The 17,108-nt window shown below is 62.6% G+C and carries 17 protein-coding genes; 5 read left to right on the forward strand and 12 right to left on the reverse strand.

Going from position 1 to position 17,108, the window contains the following annotated elements:
- Position 1: 1 nt before the first annotated feature.
- Together M1E12_RS11170 and M1E12_RS11175 are read right to left on the reverse strand one after the other, a co-directional pair.
- Positions 2–208, reverse strand: a complete 207-nt coding sequence (locus tag M1E12_RS11170; protein ID WP_113458733.1) for a YgaP family membrane protein — start codon at positions 206–208, stop codon at positions 2–4.
- An 89-nt stretch (positions 209–297) separates the two neighbouring features.
- The gene (locus tag M1E12_RS11175) at positions 298–960 is read right to left on the reverse strand and encodes a Crp/Fnr family transcriptional regulator (protein ID WP_479564761.1); all 663 of its coding nucleotides are present in this window, start codon (positions 958–960) and stop codon (positions 298–300) included.
- A 63-nt stretch (positions 961–1,023) separates the two neighbouring features.
- Between M1E12_RS11175 and M1E12_RS11180 the strand changes: the two genes are divergently transcribed.
- From M1E12_RS11180 to M1E12_RS11200, 5 genes are read left to right on the forward strand one after another with little or no spacing between them, the layout of a single operon-like run.
- The gene (locus M1E12_RS11180) at positions 1,024–1,494 is read left to right on the forward strand and encodes a MaoC family dehydratase (protein ID WP_479564762.1); all 471 of its coding nucleotides are present in this window, start codon (positions 1,024–1,026) and stop codon (positions 1,492–1,494) included.
- Positions 1,491–1,979, forward strand: a complete 489-nt coding sequence (locus M1E12_RS11185) for a MaoC/PaaZ C-terminal domain-containing protein (RefSeq protein WP_479564763.1) — start codon at positions 1,491–1,493, stop codon at positions 1,977–1,979. Before M1E12_RS11180 ends, M1E12_RS11185 begins: the two co-directional genes overlap by 4 nt.
- Positions 1,976–2,452 (forward strand): glutathione peroxidase, encoded by a 477-nt coding sequence (locus tag M1E12_RS11190; protein ID WP_479564764.1) that lies wholly within the window; start codon positions 1,976–1,978, stop codon positions 2,450–2,452. Before M1E12_RS11185 ends, M1E12_RS11190 begins: the two co-directional genes overlap by 4 nt.
- Before the next feature lie 5 nt (positions 2,453–2,457).
- Positions 2,458–3,285 (forward strand): AraC family transcriptional regulator, encoded by an 828-nt coding sequence (locus M1E12_RS11195; protein WP_479564765.1) that lies wholly within the window; start codon positions 2,458–2,460, stop codon positions 3,283–3,285.
- Between the two features lie 40 nt (positions 3,286–3,325).
- Entirely contained in the window at positions 3,326–3,934 is a 609-nt protein-coding gene (locus M1E12_RS11200) for a LysE family translocator (protein ID WP_479564766.1), read from the forward strand.
- Positions 3,935–3,982: 48 nt separating this feature from the next.
- Here M1E12_RS11200 and M1E12_RS11205 read toward each other — a convergent pair whose 3' ends face one another.
- From M1E12_RS11205 to M1E12_RS11250, 10 genes are all read right to left on the reverse strand, one after another.
- The gene (locus tag M1E12_RS11205; protein ID WP_113458726.1) at positions 3,983–4,525 is read right to left on the reverse strand and encodes an adenine phosphoribosyltransferase; all 543 of its coding nucleotides are present in this window, start codon (positions 4,523–4,525) and stop codon (positions 3,983–3,985) included.
- A 120-nt stretch (positions 4,526–4,645) separates the two neighbouring features.
- On the reverse strand, positions 4,646–5,521 hold the full coding sequence (locus tag M1E12_RS11210) for a cytochrome c1 (RefSeq protein ID WP_479564767.1): 876 nt from the start codon (positions 5,519–5,521) through the stop codon (positions 4,646–4,648).
- A 21-nt stretch (positions 5,522–5,542) separates the two neighbouring features.
- Positions 5,543–6,811, reverse strand: a complete 1,269-nt coding sequence (locus tag M1E12_RS11215; protein ID WP_479564768.1) for a cytochrome b — start codon at positions 6,809–6,811, stop codon at positions 5,543–5,545.
- A gap of 15 nt (positions 6,812–6,826) precedes the next feature.
- Positions 6,827–7,405 (reverse strand): ubiquinol-cytochrome c reductase iron-sulfur subunit, encoded by a 579-nt coding sequence (petA, locus tag M1E12_RS11220; RefSeq protein WP_136541081.1) that lies wholly within the window; start codon positions 7,403–7,405, stop codon positions 6,827–6,829.
- 272 nt (positions 7,406–7,677) lie between these two features.
- Positions 7,678–9,549, reverse strand: coding sequence for an ABC transporter ATP-binding protein (locus M1E12_RS11225; protein WP_479564769.1), 1,872 nt, complete (start codon positions 9,547–9,549; stop codon positions 7,678–7,680).
- A 127-nt stretch (positions 9,550–9,676) separates the two neighbouring features.
- Positions 9,677–10,099: a DMT family transporter gene (locus M1E12_RS11230; protein ID WP_479564770.1), complete on the reverse strand. Its 423-nt coding sequence runs from the start codon at positions 10,097–10,099 to the stop codon at positions 9,677–9,679.
- Position 10,100: 1 nt separating this feature from the next.
- Positions 10,101–10,565, reverse strand: coding sequence for a DMT family transporter (locus M1E12_RS11235; RefSeq protein WP_479564771.1), 465 nt, complete (start codon positions 10,563–10,565; stop codon positions 10,101–10,103).
- Between the two features lie 199 nt (positions 10,566–10,764).
- Positions 10,765–12,687, reverse strand: coding sequence for a HAMP domain-containing methyl-accepting chemotaxis protein (locus M1E12_RS11240; protein ID WP_479564772.1), 1,923 nt, complete (start codon positions 12,685–12,687; stop codon positions 10,765–10,767).
- Between the two features lie 190 nt (positions 12,688–12,877).
- On the reverse strand, positions 12,878–14,800 hold the full coding sequence (locus tag M1E12_RS11245) for a HAMP domain-containing methyl-accepting chemotaxis protein (RefSeq protein WP_479564773.1): 1,923 nt from the start codon (positions 14,798–14,800) through the stop codon (positions 12,878–12,880).
- Between the two features lie 201 nt (positions 14,801–15,001).
- Positions 15,002–16,918, reverse strand: a complete 1,917-nt coding sequence (locus M1E12_RS11250) for an ABC transporter ATP-binding protein (protein WP_479564774.1) — start codon at positions 16,916–16,918, stop codon at positions 15,002–15,004.
- Between the last annotated feature and the right edge of the window lie 190 nt (positions 16,919–17,108).

The raw sequence follows: 17,108 nt of genomic DNA on the forward strand, positions 1-17,108 counted from the left end.
GTCAGGCCCGCTTCACCGGGCAGGTCGACAGACCCATGATCGAATAAAGCGGGCAGGTCGACATCAGGCCGGTCAGAAGCGGCACCACGCCGATCAGCGTGTAGTAGCGCCACCACGCGCCCGGATAGATGAAGAAGAGCGACAAGAGCACGAGCCCGACAACGATGCGCAGCACGCGGTCGAGACCGCCGACATTCTTGGCAAACATGGTTTTTCCCTCCGTTCGATTGACGATGGGATGAGACTAGCGCCGCCCCTCGAACCCGTCGGTGACTAAGTCACGCAATTGGGCAAGTCTCAAAGCTCGCCGGCCCTCGCCATGCGGGCGAGCTCGCCTCTCTCGATGATGCGGATCTGCCCGCGCTCGCTTGCCACCACGCCCTTCGAGGCGAGCGCCTCCAGCCGCCGCGACACGACCTCCCGTGCCGTACCGATCACGACCGCGAGCTCCTGATGCGTGAGCGTCACGCGGCCCTCGTCGTCGGCCCGCTCGAGCAGTGCATGGGCCAGCCGCTGTTCGACCTTCACGAAAGCCACCTGTTCGAGCACGAACATCAGGTCGCCCAACCGGTCGGCAAATGCCTTGAAGACGAAGGCGCGGAAGGCGGGCGAACTGGCCATCAGCCGCTCGAAGACGGCAGGTGGCACCATCACCGCCACCAGATCGCTTTCCGCCACCGCCTCGCCCGTATAGGGCGCCCCACCCAGCACACCGAGCGTGGTCTGCACACAGGTCTCGCCGGGTGTGACGGAATAGAGAAGAAGCTCCCGCCCGTTGCGCCCGGTGAGATAAACGCCGATGCGCCCGGAAAGCAGGATGACGAAGCTTTGAGCCGCATCCCCCGGGCGAAACAGGGTAGTCCGCGCCGGGACATGCATCGGCTTCAGCGCCTCGAGCGCCCGTCGCGCCTCGTCATCGATATCAGCGAGAAAGCCCGCCTGATCCGCCCAACCCACCATGGACCACCTCACGATTCCCGCTTATGACCATAGCGACTGGCAGTGCATTGGAGAACATGTTGCATGCAGGACGACAGGCTTCACTACGAGGACTTCACCGAGGGCCGAAGCTTCGCGCTCGGTCCGCGTCTGGTAACCGCCGAGGAGATCATCGAGTTCGCCACCGAATTCGACCCGCAGCCCATGCACCTGTCCGAAGAGGCAGGCAAGGCGAGCATCCTCGGTGGCCTCTCGGCCTCCGGCTGGCACACCTCCAGCCTCTTCATGCGACTGATGATCGACGCCTATGTGTTGAGGGCCGCCTCGGAAGGCGCGCCCGGCATCGAGTTCATGCAGTGGCGGAAGCCCGTGCTGGCAGGCGACACGCTTTCGGGCCAGTCGGTGGTCGAGGAAACCCGCGTCATGCGCTCGCGACCACATCTCGGCATCGTCACCTTCGGTCATGAATTGAAGAACGAGCGCGGCGAAACCGTGCTGAAGGCCCGCAACGCCGTCATGGTGCGCCGTCGCGAAGCCGTGGAGGTGTCGGCATGAAACTGCTGGACCTGTACCCCGCCGGCACCCGGCTCGAACTTGGCTCGGTCACCTTCACGGCAGACGACATCGTCCGCTTTGCCGAGAAATTCGACCCCCAGCCCTTCCATGTCGATGCAGAGGCGGCGAAAACTTACGTCTTCGGCGCACTCTGCGCCTCCGGCTGGCACACCTGCGCCAACTGGATGAAGAGCTTCATCGGCTTCATAACGCGCGAGATAACGCGGCTGCAGACCGAGGGCATCGCTCCGCCGAAGCTCGGCCCCTCCCCCGGTTTTGCTGAGCTGCAATGGCTGAAACCGGTCTATGCCGGCGATACGATCACCTTCTTCATGACTCCGCTTGAGAGCCGCACCGTTCAGGGCCGCCATCGCTATATCCTGAATTCCGCTCTCTCCGAGGGCGTGAACCAGAACGGCGAGACCGTCTTGCGCTTCAAGAGCAATCTGATTGAATTCTTCCCCGACGAGGAGCGAGCGCCGTGACCGTACACGACTTCACCATGACCACCATCGACGGCTCCGAACGCAGCCTGAGCGACTACGCCGGCAAGGTGCTGCTCATCGTCAACACCGCGAGCGCCTGCGGCCTGACCCCGCAATACGAAGGCCTGGAAGCCCTCTACGAGGCGAACCCGGATCTCGTAGTCCTCGGCTTCCCCTGCAACCAGTTCGGCGCCCAGGAGCCCGGCACGGAGAAGGAGATCGCCCTCTTCTGCGAAACCCAGTTCGCCGTCACCTTTCCGCTCTTCGCCAAGATCGAGGTCAACGGGTCGGGCACGCACCCGCTTTACGCCTATCTGAAGGCGGAAACGCCCGGCGCCGAACGGGGTGCCGAGATCGGCTGGAACTTCGCGAAATTCCTCGTGGGCCGCGACGGCAAGCCCATCGCCCGTTTCTCGCCGCGCACGGCACCCGCCGAAATCGAGGCGGATATCACCGCCGCCCTCGCCGGCTAAACGCCATGGCTGACTTCCGCTTCCACCCGACACCCCTTGCCGGCCTGGAAGCGGTCTCGGCCACGAGCGCCCATGTCTTTGCCAAACACACCCATGACACCTATGGCATCGGCTTTTTGACGGCGGGCGGCCAGATCTCGGCCTCCGGTCGCGGCCAGGTCGAGGCGGAAGCGGGCCAGCTGATCACGGTCAATCCCGGCGAGGTGCATGACGGCGCACCGCTCGGGAGGACAGCCCGCAGCTGGCACATGCTCTATCTGACGCCCGATCTCGTCGCCGACAGCGTTGGAGATCTCGTCTCGACACGCTCCGATCTCGAATTCGAATTTCCGGTTTTCACGGATCCGGCGATCCACCGCCTTCTCTCCACGCTCCATGCGCAGCTTGGAACCTCAGACACACAAGCCGACGCGAACGCCTTCCGGGAGACGCTCGTCCTTCTGCTCGGCAAGGCTCTGATCCGCCGGGCGCAGCCCCCCGCCCCCCTACCCTTAACTCTGCAGCATATCCGCAAGCGCCTCGACGAAGAGCCGGCCCAGGCAGCGGATCTTCAAACGCTCGCGAGGGAAGCCGGTCTCAGCCGCTTCCAGCTCATCCGCGCCTTCCTGCGCCACACGGGGTTGACGCCGCATGCCTATCACATGCAGCGCCGCGCGCTCCTCAGCCGGCGCCTGCTGGCGGAAGGCATGGCGCCCGCAGAGGTCGCGGCCGCCTGCGGCTATGTCGACCAGAGCCACATGCACCGCGAATTCCGCCGCCGCTTCGGCCTTACACCCGGCGTCTACCGCAGCGCCTGGCTGAGCTGCAATCCTGTACAAGACCACAAGCTCTGAGCATCACACAGTCTCTCCCGCAAACCGCAGGAGACACTGCATGACCCTCGACTTCTTTCTGACCACCCTAATCATCGTCGCGACGCCGGGCACGGGCGCGCTCTACACGCTGGCGGCAGCCCTTGGCGGCGGGCGCCGCAGCGCAATCATCGCCGCCTTTGGCTGCACGCTCGGTATCATCCCGCACATGCTGGCCGCCGCCCTCGGCCTTGCCGCCCTGGTTGCCGCCGAGCCCCGCCTCTTCGAGGCGATCCGCTATGCCGGCATCGGCTATCTCGTCTGGATGGCGATCGGATTGTGGCGCAGCGGCCTTGCGGCCGATCCCGCCGCTGAGCCGCGCCAGGAGGCCTGGCGGATCATCCGCAAGGCAGTGCTGATCAACCTCCTGAACCCGAAGCTATCTCTGTTCTTCCTCGCCTTCCTGCCGCAATTCGTCACGCCGGCGGATCCGGCACCCCTTGTCACGATGGCCCTTCTGAGCCTCGTCTTCATGGGCGTGACCTTCGTCGTCTTCGCGCTCTACGGTGTCGCCGCATCAGCCATGCGACAGGGGCTCGTGACCCGCCCCCGCAGGATGCGCGTCGTCAACCGCCTCCTGTCCGGCGGATTTCTCGTGATGGCGGGAAAACTGGTCTTGGCACAACGCTAGGCGAGCACGGAGAGCACCGGCCAAGGGGTGGCCGGTCCGTCGAGGGGCTCAGTGCCCCTCGAATTCCACCAGCGTGCGGACTTCCACCCCCAGCGCCTCGAGCTTCTTGCGCCCGCCGAGCTCCGGCAGGTCGATGACGAAGCAGGCCGAGACCACATCCGCTCCGATTTGCCTGAGGAGTTGAACGGCCCCGACGGCCGTACCCCCGGTCGCGATGAGATCATCGACCAGGATCACCTTCTCGCCCGGCTTCACCGCATCCATGTGGATTTCCATTTCGTCCACGCCGTATTCCAGGCTATAGGCGATCCGCACCGTCTCGTGCGGCAGCTTGCCCTTCTTGCGGATCGGCACGAAGCCGGCCGACAACTGATGGGCGACAGCCCCCCCGAGAATAAAGCCGCGCGCTTCCATGCCGGCAATCTTGTCAACCTTCAGACCGGCATAGGGCTGCACCAGCTCATCGACGGCCCGCCGAAACGCCCGCGCATCGCCAAGCAGCGTGGTGATATCCCGAAAGATGATCCCAGGCTTCGGGTAGTCGGGAATGGAGCGAATGGCGGCGGCGAGTTCGTGGGCAATCTTGGTCATGAAGCATCCGGATTGGATCGGGAGGAAGTTACGCGGGACCTTACCAAGAATGGTATTGCCCCCCAACAAAAAAGGCGGCCCGAGGACCGCCTTTTCCGTGAAACGTGATCCTCGATCGGATCAGTGTTCCTTGTTCGCGTAGACCGACTTCTTCGTCAGGTAGATCAGCGCGGTGAAGATCGCGAGGAACACCATGACCATGAAGCCCATGCGCTTGCGGTCTTCGAGATGCGGCTCAGCAGCCCACATCAGGAAGGCGGAGACGTCGAGCGAATACTGCTCCAGCGTTTCCGGCGAGCCGTCGTCATAGGTCACCTGACCGTCCGAGATCGGCTGTGCCATGGCAAGCGACTGACCGGCGATGAAATACGGGTTGAAGTAGGTGCCCTCGGCAACTTCAACGCCTTCCGGCGGATCCTGGTAACCGGTCAGCAGCGCATGGATATAGTCCGGGCCGCCTTGCTGGTACTGGGTGAAGATGTCGAAGACGAAGGTCGGGAAGCCGCGGGTGACGCCGCGTGCCTTGGCGATCAGCGAGAAGTCCGGCGGAGCCGCACCGTTGTTCGCAGCAGCCGCCGCTTCCTTGTTCGGGAACGGTGCCGGGAAATGGTCGGATGCAACAGCCGTACGGGTGAACATCTCACCATCGGCATTCGGACCATCGGTCACTTCGTAATTGGCCGCGAAAGCCTTCACCTGCGCTTCGGAATAACCGAGGTCTTCCAGCGTGCGGAAGGCGACAAGCTCCATCGAGTGACAGGCGGCGCAGACTTCGGTGTAGACCTTGAGGCCACGCTGCAGCTGGGCCTTGTCATACTTGCCGAAGGGACCGGCAAAGGACCAGTCCATCTGCTCGGGCTTCAGGATCGGGTAGTGACCGGTCTGCGCCGCGTGATGCGTCATCTCGGCCAGATCGCCACCTTCCGCTGCGAGCGCCTGGCCGGAAAATCCGGCCATGGCGGCGATCAGCGCGATGCTCGTGACAAGCTTTTTCATTGTTATCGTCCTCTCACGTGCTCAGGCTTGTGCGGCAGCGGACTTGCCGCTCTTTTCGAGAACCGCTTCGGTGATCGAGTTCGGGATGCGCCTTGGCGTCTCGAACAGGCCGAGTAGCGGCATGATCACGAGGAAGAAGCCGAAGTAGTAGGCGGTACCGACCTGCGACAGGACAACATAGATGCCTTCCGCCGGCATGGCACCGAGCCAGCCAAGCAGGATCGAGTTGGCAACGAAGATCCAGAAGAACAGCTTGTACCACGGACGGTAGACGGCCGAGCGGACCTTCGAGGTGTCAAGCCAGGGCAGGAAGAACAGGACGATGATCGCACCGAACATCACCAGAACGCCGCCGAGCTTCGAGTCGATCGGACCGACATTGAAGGTGATCGCACGCAGCATGGCGTAGAACGGCAGGAAGTACCATTCCGGAACGATGTGCGCAGGCGTCTTCAGCGAGTCAGCCGGGATGTAGTTGTCCGGATGGCCGAGATAGTTCGGCATGTAGAAGATGAAGTAGGCGAAGACCAGGAGGAAGACCGAGAGGCCGAGTGCATCCTTCAACGTCGCATAGGGCGTGAAGGGAACGGTATCGGTCTTGGACTTCACTTCGACGCCTGTCGGGTTGGTCTGGCCGGTGACGTGCAGCGCCCAGACGTGCAGGATGACGACGCCGGCGATCATGAACGGCAGCAGGTAATGCAGCGCGAAGAAGCGGTTCAGCGTCGGGTTGTCGACTGCAAAGCCGCCGAGCAGGAACTGCTGGATCCACTCACCGACAAACGGGAAGGCGGTGAAGAAGCCGGTGATAACCGTCGCACCCCAGAAGGACATCTGGCCCCAGGGCAGGACGTAGCCCATGAAGGCGGTCGCCATCATCAGGAGGAAGATGACAACGCCGAGGATCCAGAGGATTTCGCGCGGTGCCTTGTAGGAACCGTAGTAGAGACCACGGGCAATATGCAGATAGACGGCGATGAAGAAGAACGATGCGCCGTTGGCATGCATGTAGCGCAGCAGCCAGCCATTGTTCACGTCACGCATGATCTTTTCGACCGAATTGAAAGCGACGGTCGTTTCAGCGGCATAGTGCATGGCAAGCACGACACCGGTGAGGATCTGCACCAGCAGCATGACGGTCAGCATACCACCGAAGGTGTAGGCATAGTTCAGGTTGCGGGGAACCGGATAGGCGACAAAGCTATCATACATCAGACGCGGCAGCGGCAGGCGCGCATCGATCCACTTTTCGACGCCGGTGGACGGCTGGTAACTCGAATGGCCACTCATTGTGTCTTAATCCCCTCAGCCGATCGTGATGACAGTGTCGGATGTGAATGCGAAGGTCGGCACCGGAAGGTTCGTCGGCGCGGGACCCTTGCGGATACGGCCCGCCGTATCATAGTGCGAGCCGTGGCAGGGACAGAACCATCCGCCGAAGTCACCCGCCTGACCGAGCGGCACGCAGCCCAGATGGGTGCACGAACCGATCATGACGATCCAGTTTTCCTTGCCTTCGCCGGCCGAGCGCGCCAGGTCGGTCGCTTCAGCGGTAGCATCGACGTTTGCGTTGCGGGCAATCGGATCCTTCAATTCAGCAAGGGCAACCGCCTTGGCCTCTTCGACTTCCTGCTCCGTACGGTTACGGATGAACACCGGCTTGCCGCGCCACTTGACGGTCAGCGACATGCCAGGCTCGAGCGCCGAGACGTCCACTTCGATCGAAGCGAGCGCGAGCGTCGATGCATCCGGACGCATCTGGTCGATGAACGGCCAAGCGAACGAAGCCGCACCAACCGCACCGGCCATACCGGTCACCATGTAGAGAAAGTCGCGGCGCGTAGGCTCGGCCGCATGTTCTGTCGTTGTCTCGTGTTCGCTCACGGTCACTTTTTCCTCTCGCAATCCTGCGACATACCGCATTTGCCCCCGCAGCGGGAATCACAGTTCGGCCACTGTCCAGCCACAGATTCCCCGCCAGATTGGCGCGTTCTAAGCCCGATAATCTATTCTGTCCAGTCTCCCGCAGGCAACGAGCCACGTTGTCGCGGATTTCCTGGATACCATCCCCAATTGCTTGATTTAACGCAAGTGTGAGAGGCAGTTCATCAAGCAATGCAGCCAGTTAAAATGTCGTGGCGTCTCGATCACGCGCCTCAGACCGGAGCGAGTTCACTTCTCGTATCGAGGAAACCACCCGACTGGCGGGCCCAGAGTTCCGAATAGAGCCCGCCCAGATCGACAAGCTCCTGATGCGTGCCCTGCTCGATGATGCGGCCCTTGTCCATGACCACGAGACGGTCGAGAGCGGCGATCGTCGAGAGCCGGTGCGCGATCGCCAGAACCGTCTTGCCCTGCATCAGGCGATCCAGATTGGACTGGATCGCCGCCTCGACTTCCGAGTCGAGCGCCGAGGTTGCCTCGTCCAGCACCAGGATCGGCGCATCCTTCAGCATGACGCGGGCAATCGCGATGCGCTGCCGCTGGCCGCCGGAAAGCTTGACCCCGCGCTCGCCGACATGCGCATCGAAACCCTTGCGGCCCCGCTGATCCTCGAGCCGCTGGATGAAGTCGAGCGCTTCCGCCCGTTCGGCGGCCTTCAGCAGCATGTCCTCGCTCGCGTCTTCGCGGCCAAAAAGGATGTTGTCCCGGATCGATCGGTGAAGGAGGGCCGTGTCCTGCGTGACCATGCCGATCTGCGAGCGCAGGCTTTCCTGCGTCACCGTCGAGATGTCCTGCCCGTCGATCAGGATCTTCCCACCCTCCAAGTCGTAGAAACGGAGCATCAGATTGACGAGCGTCGACTTGCCCGCTCCGGAACGCCCGACGATCCCGACTTTCTCGCCCGGCTCGACGGTCAGCGAAAGATGATCGATCGCCCCGCTCTTGCGGCCATAATGGAAGGTGACGTTTTCGAACCGGATCTCGGGTGACTTCACCTGCAGCTTGGCGGCATCGGGTTTGTCGGTGAGCCCGATCGGCTTTGCCACCAGCTCCGCCGAATTCTGGATCGTGCCGATATTGCGCATGATGCCGTTAAGCTGGGTCATCATCCGCCCGAGCAGCATGTTGAGGCGCAGAACGAGGCCGAGCGTGAAGGCCACGCCACCGGCCGTCACGGCGCCGGCGAACCACAGATCGACCGAGAGCAGCGCCACCATCAGGATCATGAAGCCGGACAGGATGGCAAGCGAGGAGCGCACGCCCGTCAGAAGACGCGCGAAAGGCCGGAGCGTATCCTGGAAGCGATCGAAACCGGCCCGGATGTAGTGATCGTTCTGCCGCTCGCGGGCAAAGAGCTTCAAGGTCTGAATGTTGGAATAGCTGTCGACCAGACGGCCGTTGAGCATCGAAGCCGCCTCAGCGGTCTCCTTCGCGTGGTGGCGGATCTTCGGCACAAAATAGCGGGCGAGCACCAGGAAGATCGCGACCCAGGCGCCGATGATCGCGGCAAGGCGCCAGTCGAGCTGCGCCACCAGCGCCATGGTGGAAACGGTGTAGATCACCATGAACCAGACGACCTGCAGAAGCGAGGTCAGGAGATCGCCGGTCGATTGTCCGGCCGACCAGACCTTGGTGACGATGCGGCCGGCGAAATCATTCTGGAAGAAGGAGATCGACTGGCGCGCCACATGCGCATGCGCCTGCCAGCGCACGAGATTGAAGAAGTTGAGAACAATCACTTGTTCTTCGACCAGCGCACCGATCGTCACCACGATGAAGCGCCCGATCAGCACGATCAGCGCCATGGCAAGCAGTTCGAGCCCATGGGCGGCGATCAGCCCGTCCCACCCGGCCTCCTTCGGCACCGTATCGAGAAGATCGACCAGCCGTCCGACGAACCAGAAGAGCCCCGCCTCCAGCATGGCCACGGCTCCCCCGAAGACGGCCATGAGGAAGAAGGCGAACTTGGCCTGGCTGACATAGAACCAGACGAAGGCCCAGGTCTTCTGCGGCGGACGCAGATTGTCCGTGCGGGCGAAGGGATCGAGCCAGTTTTCGAAGAGGCGGGCGACAGCTTGAAACATGGCAAGCGATATAGGCCGATTGCCGCAGACGGCAAAGCCTGAAACGTGGCGCGCGGGATTACAATTTGGTCAGGTCGCGCGGCCGAACCTGCGCCGCGTCACCTTCCGGAACGCCGCAACGGGTCCCCTACCGCGTATAGCGGGTCAGGTAGATGCCCGTGAGGATCAAGGCCACGCCCGCCAGCTGACCGGGGTGAAACTGCGCGGTCCCGCGTGCCAGGTCGATCAGCAGGCCGGTGATCATCTGGCCACCGATGATCAGAAGCCCCGAACGGGCTGCCCCGATGCGCGGAAAGACATAGGAGCTGATCGCCACGAAGCAGGCCCCGATGACCCCGCCGACGAAAAAGAAGAACGGCACGTCGGAAAGCAGGGGCAGACCGACCCGGTGGAAGAGCAGCACATAGACAGTCAGCAGCAGAAAGCCGATCCAGTGGTTCCAGGCCGAGGCCGTGAAGGCCCCGCGATCCATGGTGAGCCGCCCGTTGATCGAGCGGCTCATGCCGACGGCGGCTCCGCCGATCAGGGCGATGAAGACGGCACCCAACATCTTACGCCCCCTTCGAGAATATGAGCAGCGCGCTGCCGCCGATCACGCAGATTGTGGCGAGAAAATCGAAGCGGTTCAGGCTTCGCTTCGGCGTGCCGAACAGGCCGAACTGGTCCGAGACCAGGCCGAACAGGATCTGCCCGACGAGAAGAAGCGACAGGCCGCCGGCGAGCGCCAGCTCGGAATTGACCGCAATCGAGCTCAACGCCACCGCAAAGGCACCCGGCGCGCCGCCGAGATAGGACCAAAGCGGCGCCTTGCCGCTCGCCGGCATGCGTCCGGCCCGCCGGGCCACCGCCCCGTTCGCAATCAGGAGGAAGAAGGCTGCGACACCACCCACGCCATGCACCACCCAGGAAGCAGTGAAGGGTGTCGTCAGTGCCGCCAGTCCGCTGTTGATGGTCACCATGACAGCGAGCAGCGCGCCGGCAAGCACCGCCCAGATCCAGTCGACATATTTTAGCATGGCACTCCTGAGCGGGCCTCGGGACCGTAACCGGTCTGGCTCCGCGATTTTCAAAGCGACCGCATAGCCGCCGCGCCATCAAGGCGACAAGCCAATTCGGCGAATGAACCGATCAGCGCTGTGAATGTCGGACGTTGACCGAAAGCAAAACGGGGCATCCCTGCCCCGTTTCATCAACCTGCAAATGAGGTGGTGGAAATCAGAATTCCGACCACTCCTGCGCCACCGCGGCATTGCCCTTGAAGGCGTTTGCGATCTTGCGGCCAAGCGCCCGCGCCGGAGAGGCCTGCGGCTGGCTGCCGGCCTGAGCCGGGGCCACCCGCGGGGCAACCGGTCGCTGCACCTCGGTGCCCAGGCGGAACTGGCCAAGCAGCTGCATGAGCTCCGACGCCTGCTGCGCCAGGCCATGGCTTGCCGCCGTCGACTGCTCGACCATCGCCGCGTTCTTCTGCGTGCCCTGGTCCATCTGGTTGACGGCCATGTTGATTTCCGCAAGCCCCGTCGACTGCTCGCGCGCCGAGGTGACGATTGCCGCCACGTTCTGGTTGATCTCCTGCACCTCCCGAACGATCGCTTCGAGCGCCTGGCCGGTCTCGCCGACCAGCGCCACGCCGTTGCGCACCTGCTCGCCGGAGGTGTTGATCAGCCCCTTGATCTCCTTGGCAGCACTTGCCGAGCGCTGGGCAAGCTCGCGCACTTCCTGGGCAACAACGGCAAAGCCCTTGCCGGCTTCACCGGCGCGCGCCGCCTCGACGCCTGCATTGAGCGCCAGGAGGTTTGTCTGGAAGGCGATTTCGTCGATGACCCCGATGATGTTGGAGATTTCGCTCGACGACTTCTCGATCGCATGCATGGCATCCACCGCACGACGCACCACTTCGCCGGACCGCTCGGCACCGACCCGTGTGCGGGAGACCAGGGCTCCGGCCTCCTCGGCGCGCACGGCGCTGTCCTTGACCGCCGTCGTCACCTCTTCAAGCGCAGCAGCGGTTTCCTCGACGGAGGCCGCCTGCTGTTCGGTGCGCTTCGAAAGATCGTCTGCAGCCGCCAGCATCTCGCTCGCACCGGCATCGATTGCCCGGGCGTTTTCGCCCACCGCCTGCATCGCGTCGCGCAGGCGCTCGACGGAATGGTTGAAGTTGACCCGCAACGGATCGAGATGCTCGGCAAAGCGCTCACCCAGCTCGACGGCAAGATCCCCGTCGGACAGCCTCTGCAGGCCGCCAGCCAGCCGGTCGACGGCAAACTGCACCTCTGCCGCCTCGCGCGCCTTTTGCTCTTCGCGCTGCAGACGTTCCGTTTCGCTGAGCGACCGGTTTTGCTCGGCCTGGCGTTCCAGGGCGGCACGTTCGATCGCATTGTCGCGGAAGACGGAAACGGCCGCGGCCATGTCACCGACTTCGTCGTGACGATCGGCATGGGGGATCGCCGCATCCGTATCGCCAGCCGCAAGCCGGCGCATCGAAGCGGTGATCGCCGAGATCGGACGGGCAATGCGCGTGACCGACACGAAGGCCGCACCGATCGCAACCAGAGCCGCGATGATCACGGCCGCGATCGAAAGCTGCATGGCAAGCGACGAGGAGGCGCGCGCCTCTTCTCCGACGGCTTCACCCACGCGGCGGTTGATGTCGGTGATATCGTTCAGGCTCGCATCCATGGTGTCGCCAATGGGCGCCATCTGGGCGATCGTGTCCTTGGCCTGATAGATCTTCGAGGCAAGCGCCTGCTCGACCAGGGTCTGGCCCAGAGCCTGATATTCGCTGTTGGCCGCCTTGAACGCGTCGAAACGCTCACGCACCTCGGAAAGCGTGATCCGGCCGTCGAAACTTGTAATCGACGCATTCAGCCGCTCGCGCATGGCCGTGACCTGTTCGGCGAGCGCCTTCTTCTCCGCCGACGTGCCTGCACTGAGGATCATCAGGTTCAGCCGCCGCACTTCACCGAGCTCGGACGCAACGCTCGAAATCATCGTCGAGCGATCGAGACGCTCATCGAAGGCCTCCAACTGCCCGGTCATGTCCGAGACCGAGCGCAACGCAATCGCGCCCTGGCCGAGCGAGACGATGACCATGAGACCGAAAAGCAGCGGCAGAAGTATTCTGATTTTGAGATTTTTCACGTCTGAAATCCAGGATTGAAACGGGACGGGACTGCCGGAATATGCCGACAGTCCTCCATGCCAATCTGAATTCTAACAAAGCCTTACGCCCCGAAGGACATTTCTCGCCTCGTCCACAGCGCGCAAGGTCTTACCCAATCGAAAAAGGGGGCATCGCTGCCCCCTTCCCCATGTCTTCCCGTGCGCCGCGTCAGAATTCCGACCACTCGGCTGCGACCGCCGTGTTGCCCTTGAACGCATTGGCGATCTTGCGACCGAGCGCCCGGGCAGGCGAAGGCTGCGGCTGGGCGGCCGGCGTCGCCGGGGCCACCCGAGGCGATGCATGATGGCCGCCTTCGTCCGTCTTGAACTGCGCCATCAGCTGCATCAACTGGCCAGCCTGCTGCGCCAGGCCATGACTTGCCGCCGTCGACTGCTCGACCATGGCGGCATTCTTTTGCGTGCCCTGGTCCATCTGGTTGACGGCCATGCTGATCTCCTGAAGGCCCGTCGACTGTTCGCGGGTGGAGGTCACGATCGCCAGAACATTCTGGTTGATCTCCTGCACTTCGCGCACGATCGTCTCAAGGGCCCGGCCGGTTTCGTCGACCAGGTTGACGCCATCGCGAACCTGCTCGCCCGACGTGGTGATCAGAGCCTTGATCTCCTTTGCCGCATTGGCCGAGCGCTGCGCCAATTCACGCACTTCCTGGGCAACGACCGCGAAGCCCTTACCCGCTTCACCGGCGCGCGCCGCCTCGACGCCGGCATTCAGCGCCAGGAGGTTGGTCTGGAAGGCGATGTCGTCGATCACGCCGATAATGTTCGAGATTTCGGAGGATGATTTCTCGATCTGCTGCATCGCGGCCACGGCCCGGCGCACCACTTCACCCGAATGCTCGGCGCCTTCCCGTGTACGCGTGACCAGCTGGCCCGCCTCATCGGCACGGACAGCGCTGTCCTTGACGGCGGTCGTTACCTGCTCGAGCGCTGCAGCCGTTTCCTCGACGGACGCCGCCTGCTGCTCTGTTCGTTTCGACAGATCGTCGGCTGCAGCAAGCATCTCGTTGGCACCGGCATCGATCGACCGGGCGTTTTCGCTCACGGCGCGCATGGCTTCCTTCAGGCGGGAGACGGACTGGTTGAAGTTAAGGCGGAGCGGATCAAGATGATCGGCAAACCGCTCGTTGATATGCACCACGAGATCACCATCAGACAGACGCTGCAGCCCCGAAGCCAGTTGGTCGACGGCAAACTGAACTTCGGCCGCTTCGCGCGCCTTCTGCGCTTCGCGGGCCTGACGCTCGGTTTCGCTGAGCGACCGGGTCTCCTCGGCCTGACGCTCCAGTGCTGCACGCTCGATGGCGTTGTCGCGGAAGACAGACACGGCCGCCGCCATTTCACCGATTTCGTCCTGACGACCGGCAAACGGGATTTCCGTCTGCGTGTCGCCGGCAGCCAGACCACGCATGGAGCCTGTGATCGACGAGATTGGACGGACAATTCGAGCAAAGCTGAAGAAGGCGGCACCCGCGGCAATCAGCGCACTGATGAAGACGGCAATAATCGTCGTGTTGATAGCAGTCGTGGAGACGTCGTCAGCAGTGGCGATAGCCGCATCGCTGAGTTCGGTATTGGCCTTGATGGTCTCATCCATGAGCTGAACAAGTGAGCGCGCATTCGTTGCCATGGCACCGTTGAAGAGAGCCTTCGCAGCAGCCTCACTGCCCGTGCGCTTCAGTTCGACCATCTGCGAGGCAAGGCGATCATACTCTGCGAGCGCAGCTTTCATGCTGTCGAAACGGGCCCGAGTCGCCGACATGGTGATCATCGGCTCAAAAGCGGCAAATGCTGCGTCGCGTTCAGCCAAAGCGGTTTGGGTGGCAGACACGGCCGAATCGAGCTCCGCCGGTTCCGCATTCAACAGCATCGCGTAATCACGACGAACCTCTGCAAAAGTTGAATTCATCCGCGCAACGGCCAGCGTTCTGGGCAGGCGCTCTCGGCCAATGACGTCGACTTGTTCTTTGACGTTTCCAATGAAATTTATCGCCAGGATGCCCTGGCCGATGCCAAAGGTCAGCACGACTGCGAAAAGCAGCGGCAGCACTACTTTAATCTTGAGATTGGACATGAATGTCTCCGGGGAGGAAAAATGCATTCCCAACCGGGCGTCGGATGTCGCCAGGGGAAAGGACAAGACATTGTCCGAATAGGTCGGGATGAAACTGTTCTAGAATGTAAACAATGAATAATTTACTTAAAAGACACGCAACCTTTGATAGCGCAAAAAATAGGGGATACGCGAAATGCCTGCCGCTCAACCGGCGGCGGATTACTCCGCCGCCTCCTCTGACGACTCTTCCAGCGCCTTGGCCTCCTCTTCGGCGCGGCGCTTCTTTTCCTGTTCCTGCTCGGGATCTGTCTGGTCCGGGAGGAAACCGCCGGACTGGCGGTTCCACAGGTCGGCATAGATCCCGCCGGTCTGCACCAGTTCCTGATGCGTTCCCTCTTCCACGATCCGGCCCTTGTCGAGCACGATCAGCCGGTCCATCTGTGTCAGCGTCGAGAGCCGGTGGGCAATGGCAATCACCGTCTTGTCCTCGATCAGCTTGAACAGGCTTTCCTGGATCGCCGCCTCGACTTCCGAATCGAGCGCCGAAGTCGCCTCGTCGAGGATCAGGATCGGCGCATCCTTCAGGAAGACGCGGGCGATCGCGATGCGCTGCCGCTGGCCGCCCGAGAGCTTGACGCCGCGCTCGCCGACATGCGCGTCGAGCCCCACCCGGCCCTGCATGTCGGAGAGCCCCTGGATGAACTCCCAGGCATTCGCCCGCTTCGCCGCCTCGATGACATCGGCATCGGTGGCGTCCGGCCGGCCATAGGCGATGTTTTCGCGGATCGACCGGTGCAGCAGCGACGTGTCCTGGGTGACCACGCCGACAAGCGCGCGAAGACTGTCCTGGCTGACCTGGGAGATATCCTGACCGTCGACCAGGATCTTGCCCTTCTCCAGATCGTAAAAGCGCAGGAGCAGGTTCATCAGCGTCGTCTTGCCCGCACCCGAGCGACCGACGAGACCGACCTTTTCGCCGGCCTTGATGGTGAGCGAGAAGTCCTCGATGACGCCCTTCTGCTTGCCATAGTGGAAGCGCACGCCGTCATAGACGATTTCACCCTTCGGCGCGGCGAGCACCTTCGCTTCCGGCTTGTCGACGATGTCATGCGTCTTCGTCATCATGCCCATGCCGTCATAGACCGTGCCGATGTTTTCGAAGAGCGCTGCCACTTCCCACATGATCCACTGCGACATGCCGTTGATGCGCATGGACAGACCGATCGCCACCGCAATCGCGCCGACGGTCACCGTGCCGTTCAGCCAGAACCAGATGCCGAGGGCGGCAACGAAGAACTGGACGATCGCATTGTTGATGTCAACGCAGATGTTGAGGAGCGAAATCTGCCGCATCTGCCGGTGCACGGTGCCGAGGAAGGCATCCATACCCTCCCGCGCATAGACCTCTTCGCGGCCCGCATGGGAGAAAAGCTTCACCGTCGCAATATTGGTGTAGCTGTCGACGATCCGGCCCGTCATCAGCGAGCGGGCGTCCGCCTGCTCGCTCGACGACTTGCGCAGCTTCGGGATGAAGTAGCGCAGGATCAGCGCATAGATGACCAGCCACAAGACCAGCGGCACGCCGAGCCGCCAGTCGACGGAGGCGACGAGCGCCAGCATCGAGACGAAGAAGGTCACGGCATAGATGAAGACGTCGATGATCTTCATCACGCTTTCACGGATGGACAGCGCGGTCTGCATCACCTTGGTCGAGACGCGGCCGGCGAACTCGTTGGCGAAGAAGGTCATCGAGTGCCTGAGCAGGAAGCGGTGCATCTGCCAGCGCGCGATCATCGGGAAATTGCCGGCCAGCACCTGATGCATGGTGATCGTATGCATCACGCCGAGCACCGGCAGGCCGATCAGCAGCAGGCCTGCCATCCAGGCGAGCGTGCCGCCCTCCGTCTGAAGGAAGGTCGCGCGATCGGCGGTCGACAGCCAGTCCACGATATTGCCGAGGAACTGATAGAGAAAGACTTCGGCAATCGCGATCAGTCCCGAGCAGAGACCGAGCAGCACCAGCCACCAGCCCGCGGGTTTCGTGTAATGCCAGCAGAAGGCGACCAGGCCTTTCGGCGGCAGGGTCGGCTCACCGGCCGGATAGGGATTCAGGCGGCTTTCGAACCACGAGAACATGGATAGTCTCCAGAAATGGCGCGGGAACGGCACCGGACAAAGGTGGCGCCAGCACGCGAATATTCAATGATTGAGGCCACTTGTGGCCGCAGGATGAATCAGTTTGGAAAAAGACGCGGAGGTGACGCGCTCAGGCGGCAACAGCCATAAATCGGGACTGGCGCGAAATACCGAATAGATCCATCGATGG

Source organism: Rhizobium sp. K33 (assembly GCF_056501445.1).

What these genes read in the sequence shown, in the direction of transcription:
- M1E12_RS11170 (WP_113458733.1), bottom strand. Translation starts at nt 208, where the DNA reads ATGTTTGCCAAGAATGTCGGCGGTCTCGACCGCGTGCTGCGCATCGTT.
- M1E12_RS11215 (WP_479564768.1), bottom strand. Translation starts at nt 6,811, where the DNA reads ATGAGTGGCCATTCGAGTTACCAGCCGTCCACCGGCGTCGAAAAGTGG.
- M1E12_RS11210 (WP_479564767.1), bottom strand. Translation starts at nt 5,521, where the DNA reads ATGAAAAAGCTTGTCACGAGCATCGCGCTGATCGCCGCCATGGCCGGA.
- M1E12_RS11175 (WP_479564761.1), bottom strand. Translation starts at nt 960, where the DNA reads ATGGTGGGTTGGGCGGATCAGGCGGGCTTTCTCGCTGATATCGATGAC.
- M1E12_RS11200 (WP_479564766.1), top strand. Translation starts at nt 3,326, where the DNA reads ATGACCCTCGACTTCTTTCTGACCACCCTAATCATCGTCGCGACGCCG.
- M1E12_RS11235 (WP_479564771.1), bottom strand. Translation starts at nt 10,565, where the DNA reads ATGCTAAAATATGTCGACTGGATCTGGGCGGTGCTTGCCGGCGCGCTG.
- M1E12_RS11185 (WP_479564763.1), top strand. Translation starts at nt 1,491, where the DNA reads ATGAAACTGCTGGACCTGTACCCCGCCGGCACCCGGCTCGAACTTGGC.
- M1E12_RS11180 (WP_479564762.1), top strand. Translation starts at nt 1,024, where the DNA reads ATGCAGGACGACAGGCTTCACTACGAGGACTTCACCGAGGGCCGAAGC.
- M1E12_RS11245 (WP_479564773.1), bottom strand. Translation starts at nt 14,800, where the DNA reads ATGTCCAATCTCAAGATTAAAGTAGTGCTGCCGCTGCTTTTCGCAGTC.
- M1E12_RS11225 (WP_479564769.1), bottom strand. Translation starts at nt 9,549, where the DNA reads ATGTTTCAAGCTGTCGCCCGCCTCTTCGAAAACTGGCTCGATCCCTTC.
- M1E12_RS11195 (WP_479564765.1), top strand. Translation starts at nt 2,458, where the DNA reads ATGGCTGACTTCCGCTTCCACCCGACACCCCTTGCCGGCCTGGAAGCG.
- M1E12_RS11250 (WP_479564774.1), bottom strand. Translation starts at nt 16,918, where the DNA reads ATGTTCTCGTGGTTCGAAAGCCGCCTGAATCCCTATCCGGCCGGTGAG.
- M1E12_RS11205 (WP_113458726.1), bottom strand. Translation starts at nt 4,525, where the DNA reads ATGACCAAGATTGCCCACGAACTCGCCGCCGCCATTCGCTCCATTCCC.
- M1E12_RS11230 (WP_479564770.1), bottom strand. Translation starts at nt 10,099, where the DNA reads ATGTTGGGTGCCGTCTTCATCGCCCTGATCGGCGGAGCCGCCGTCGGC.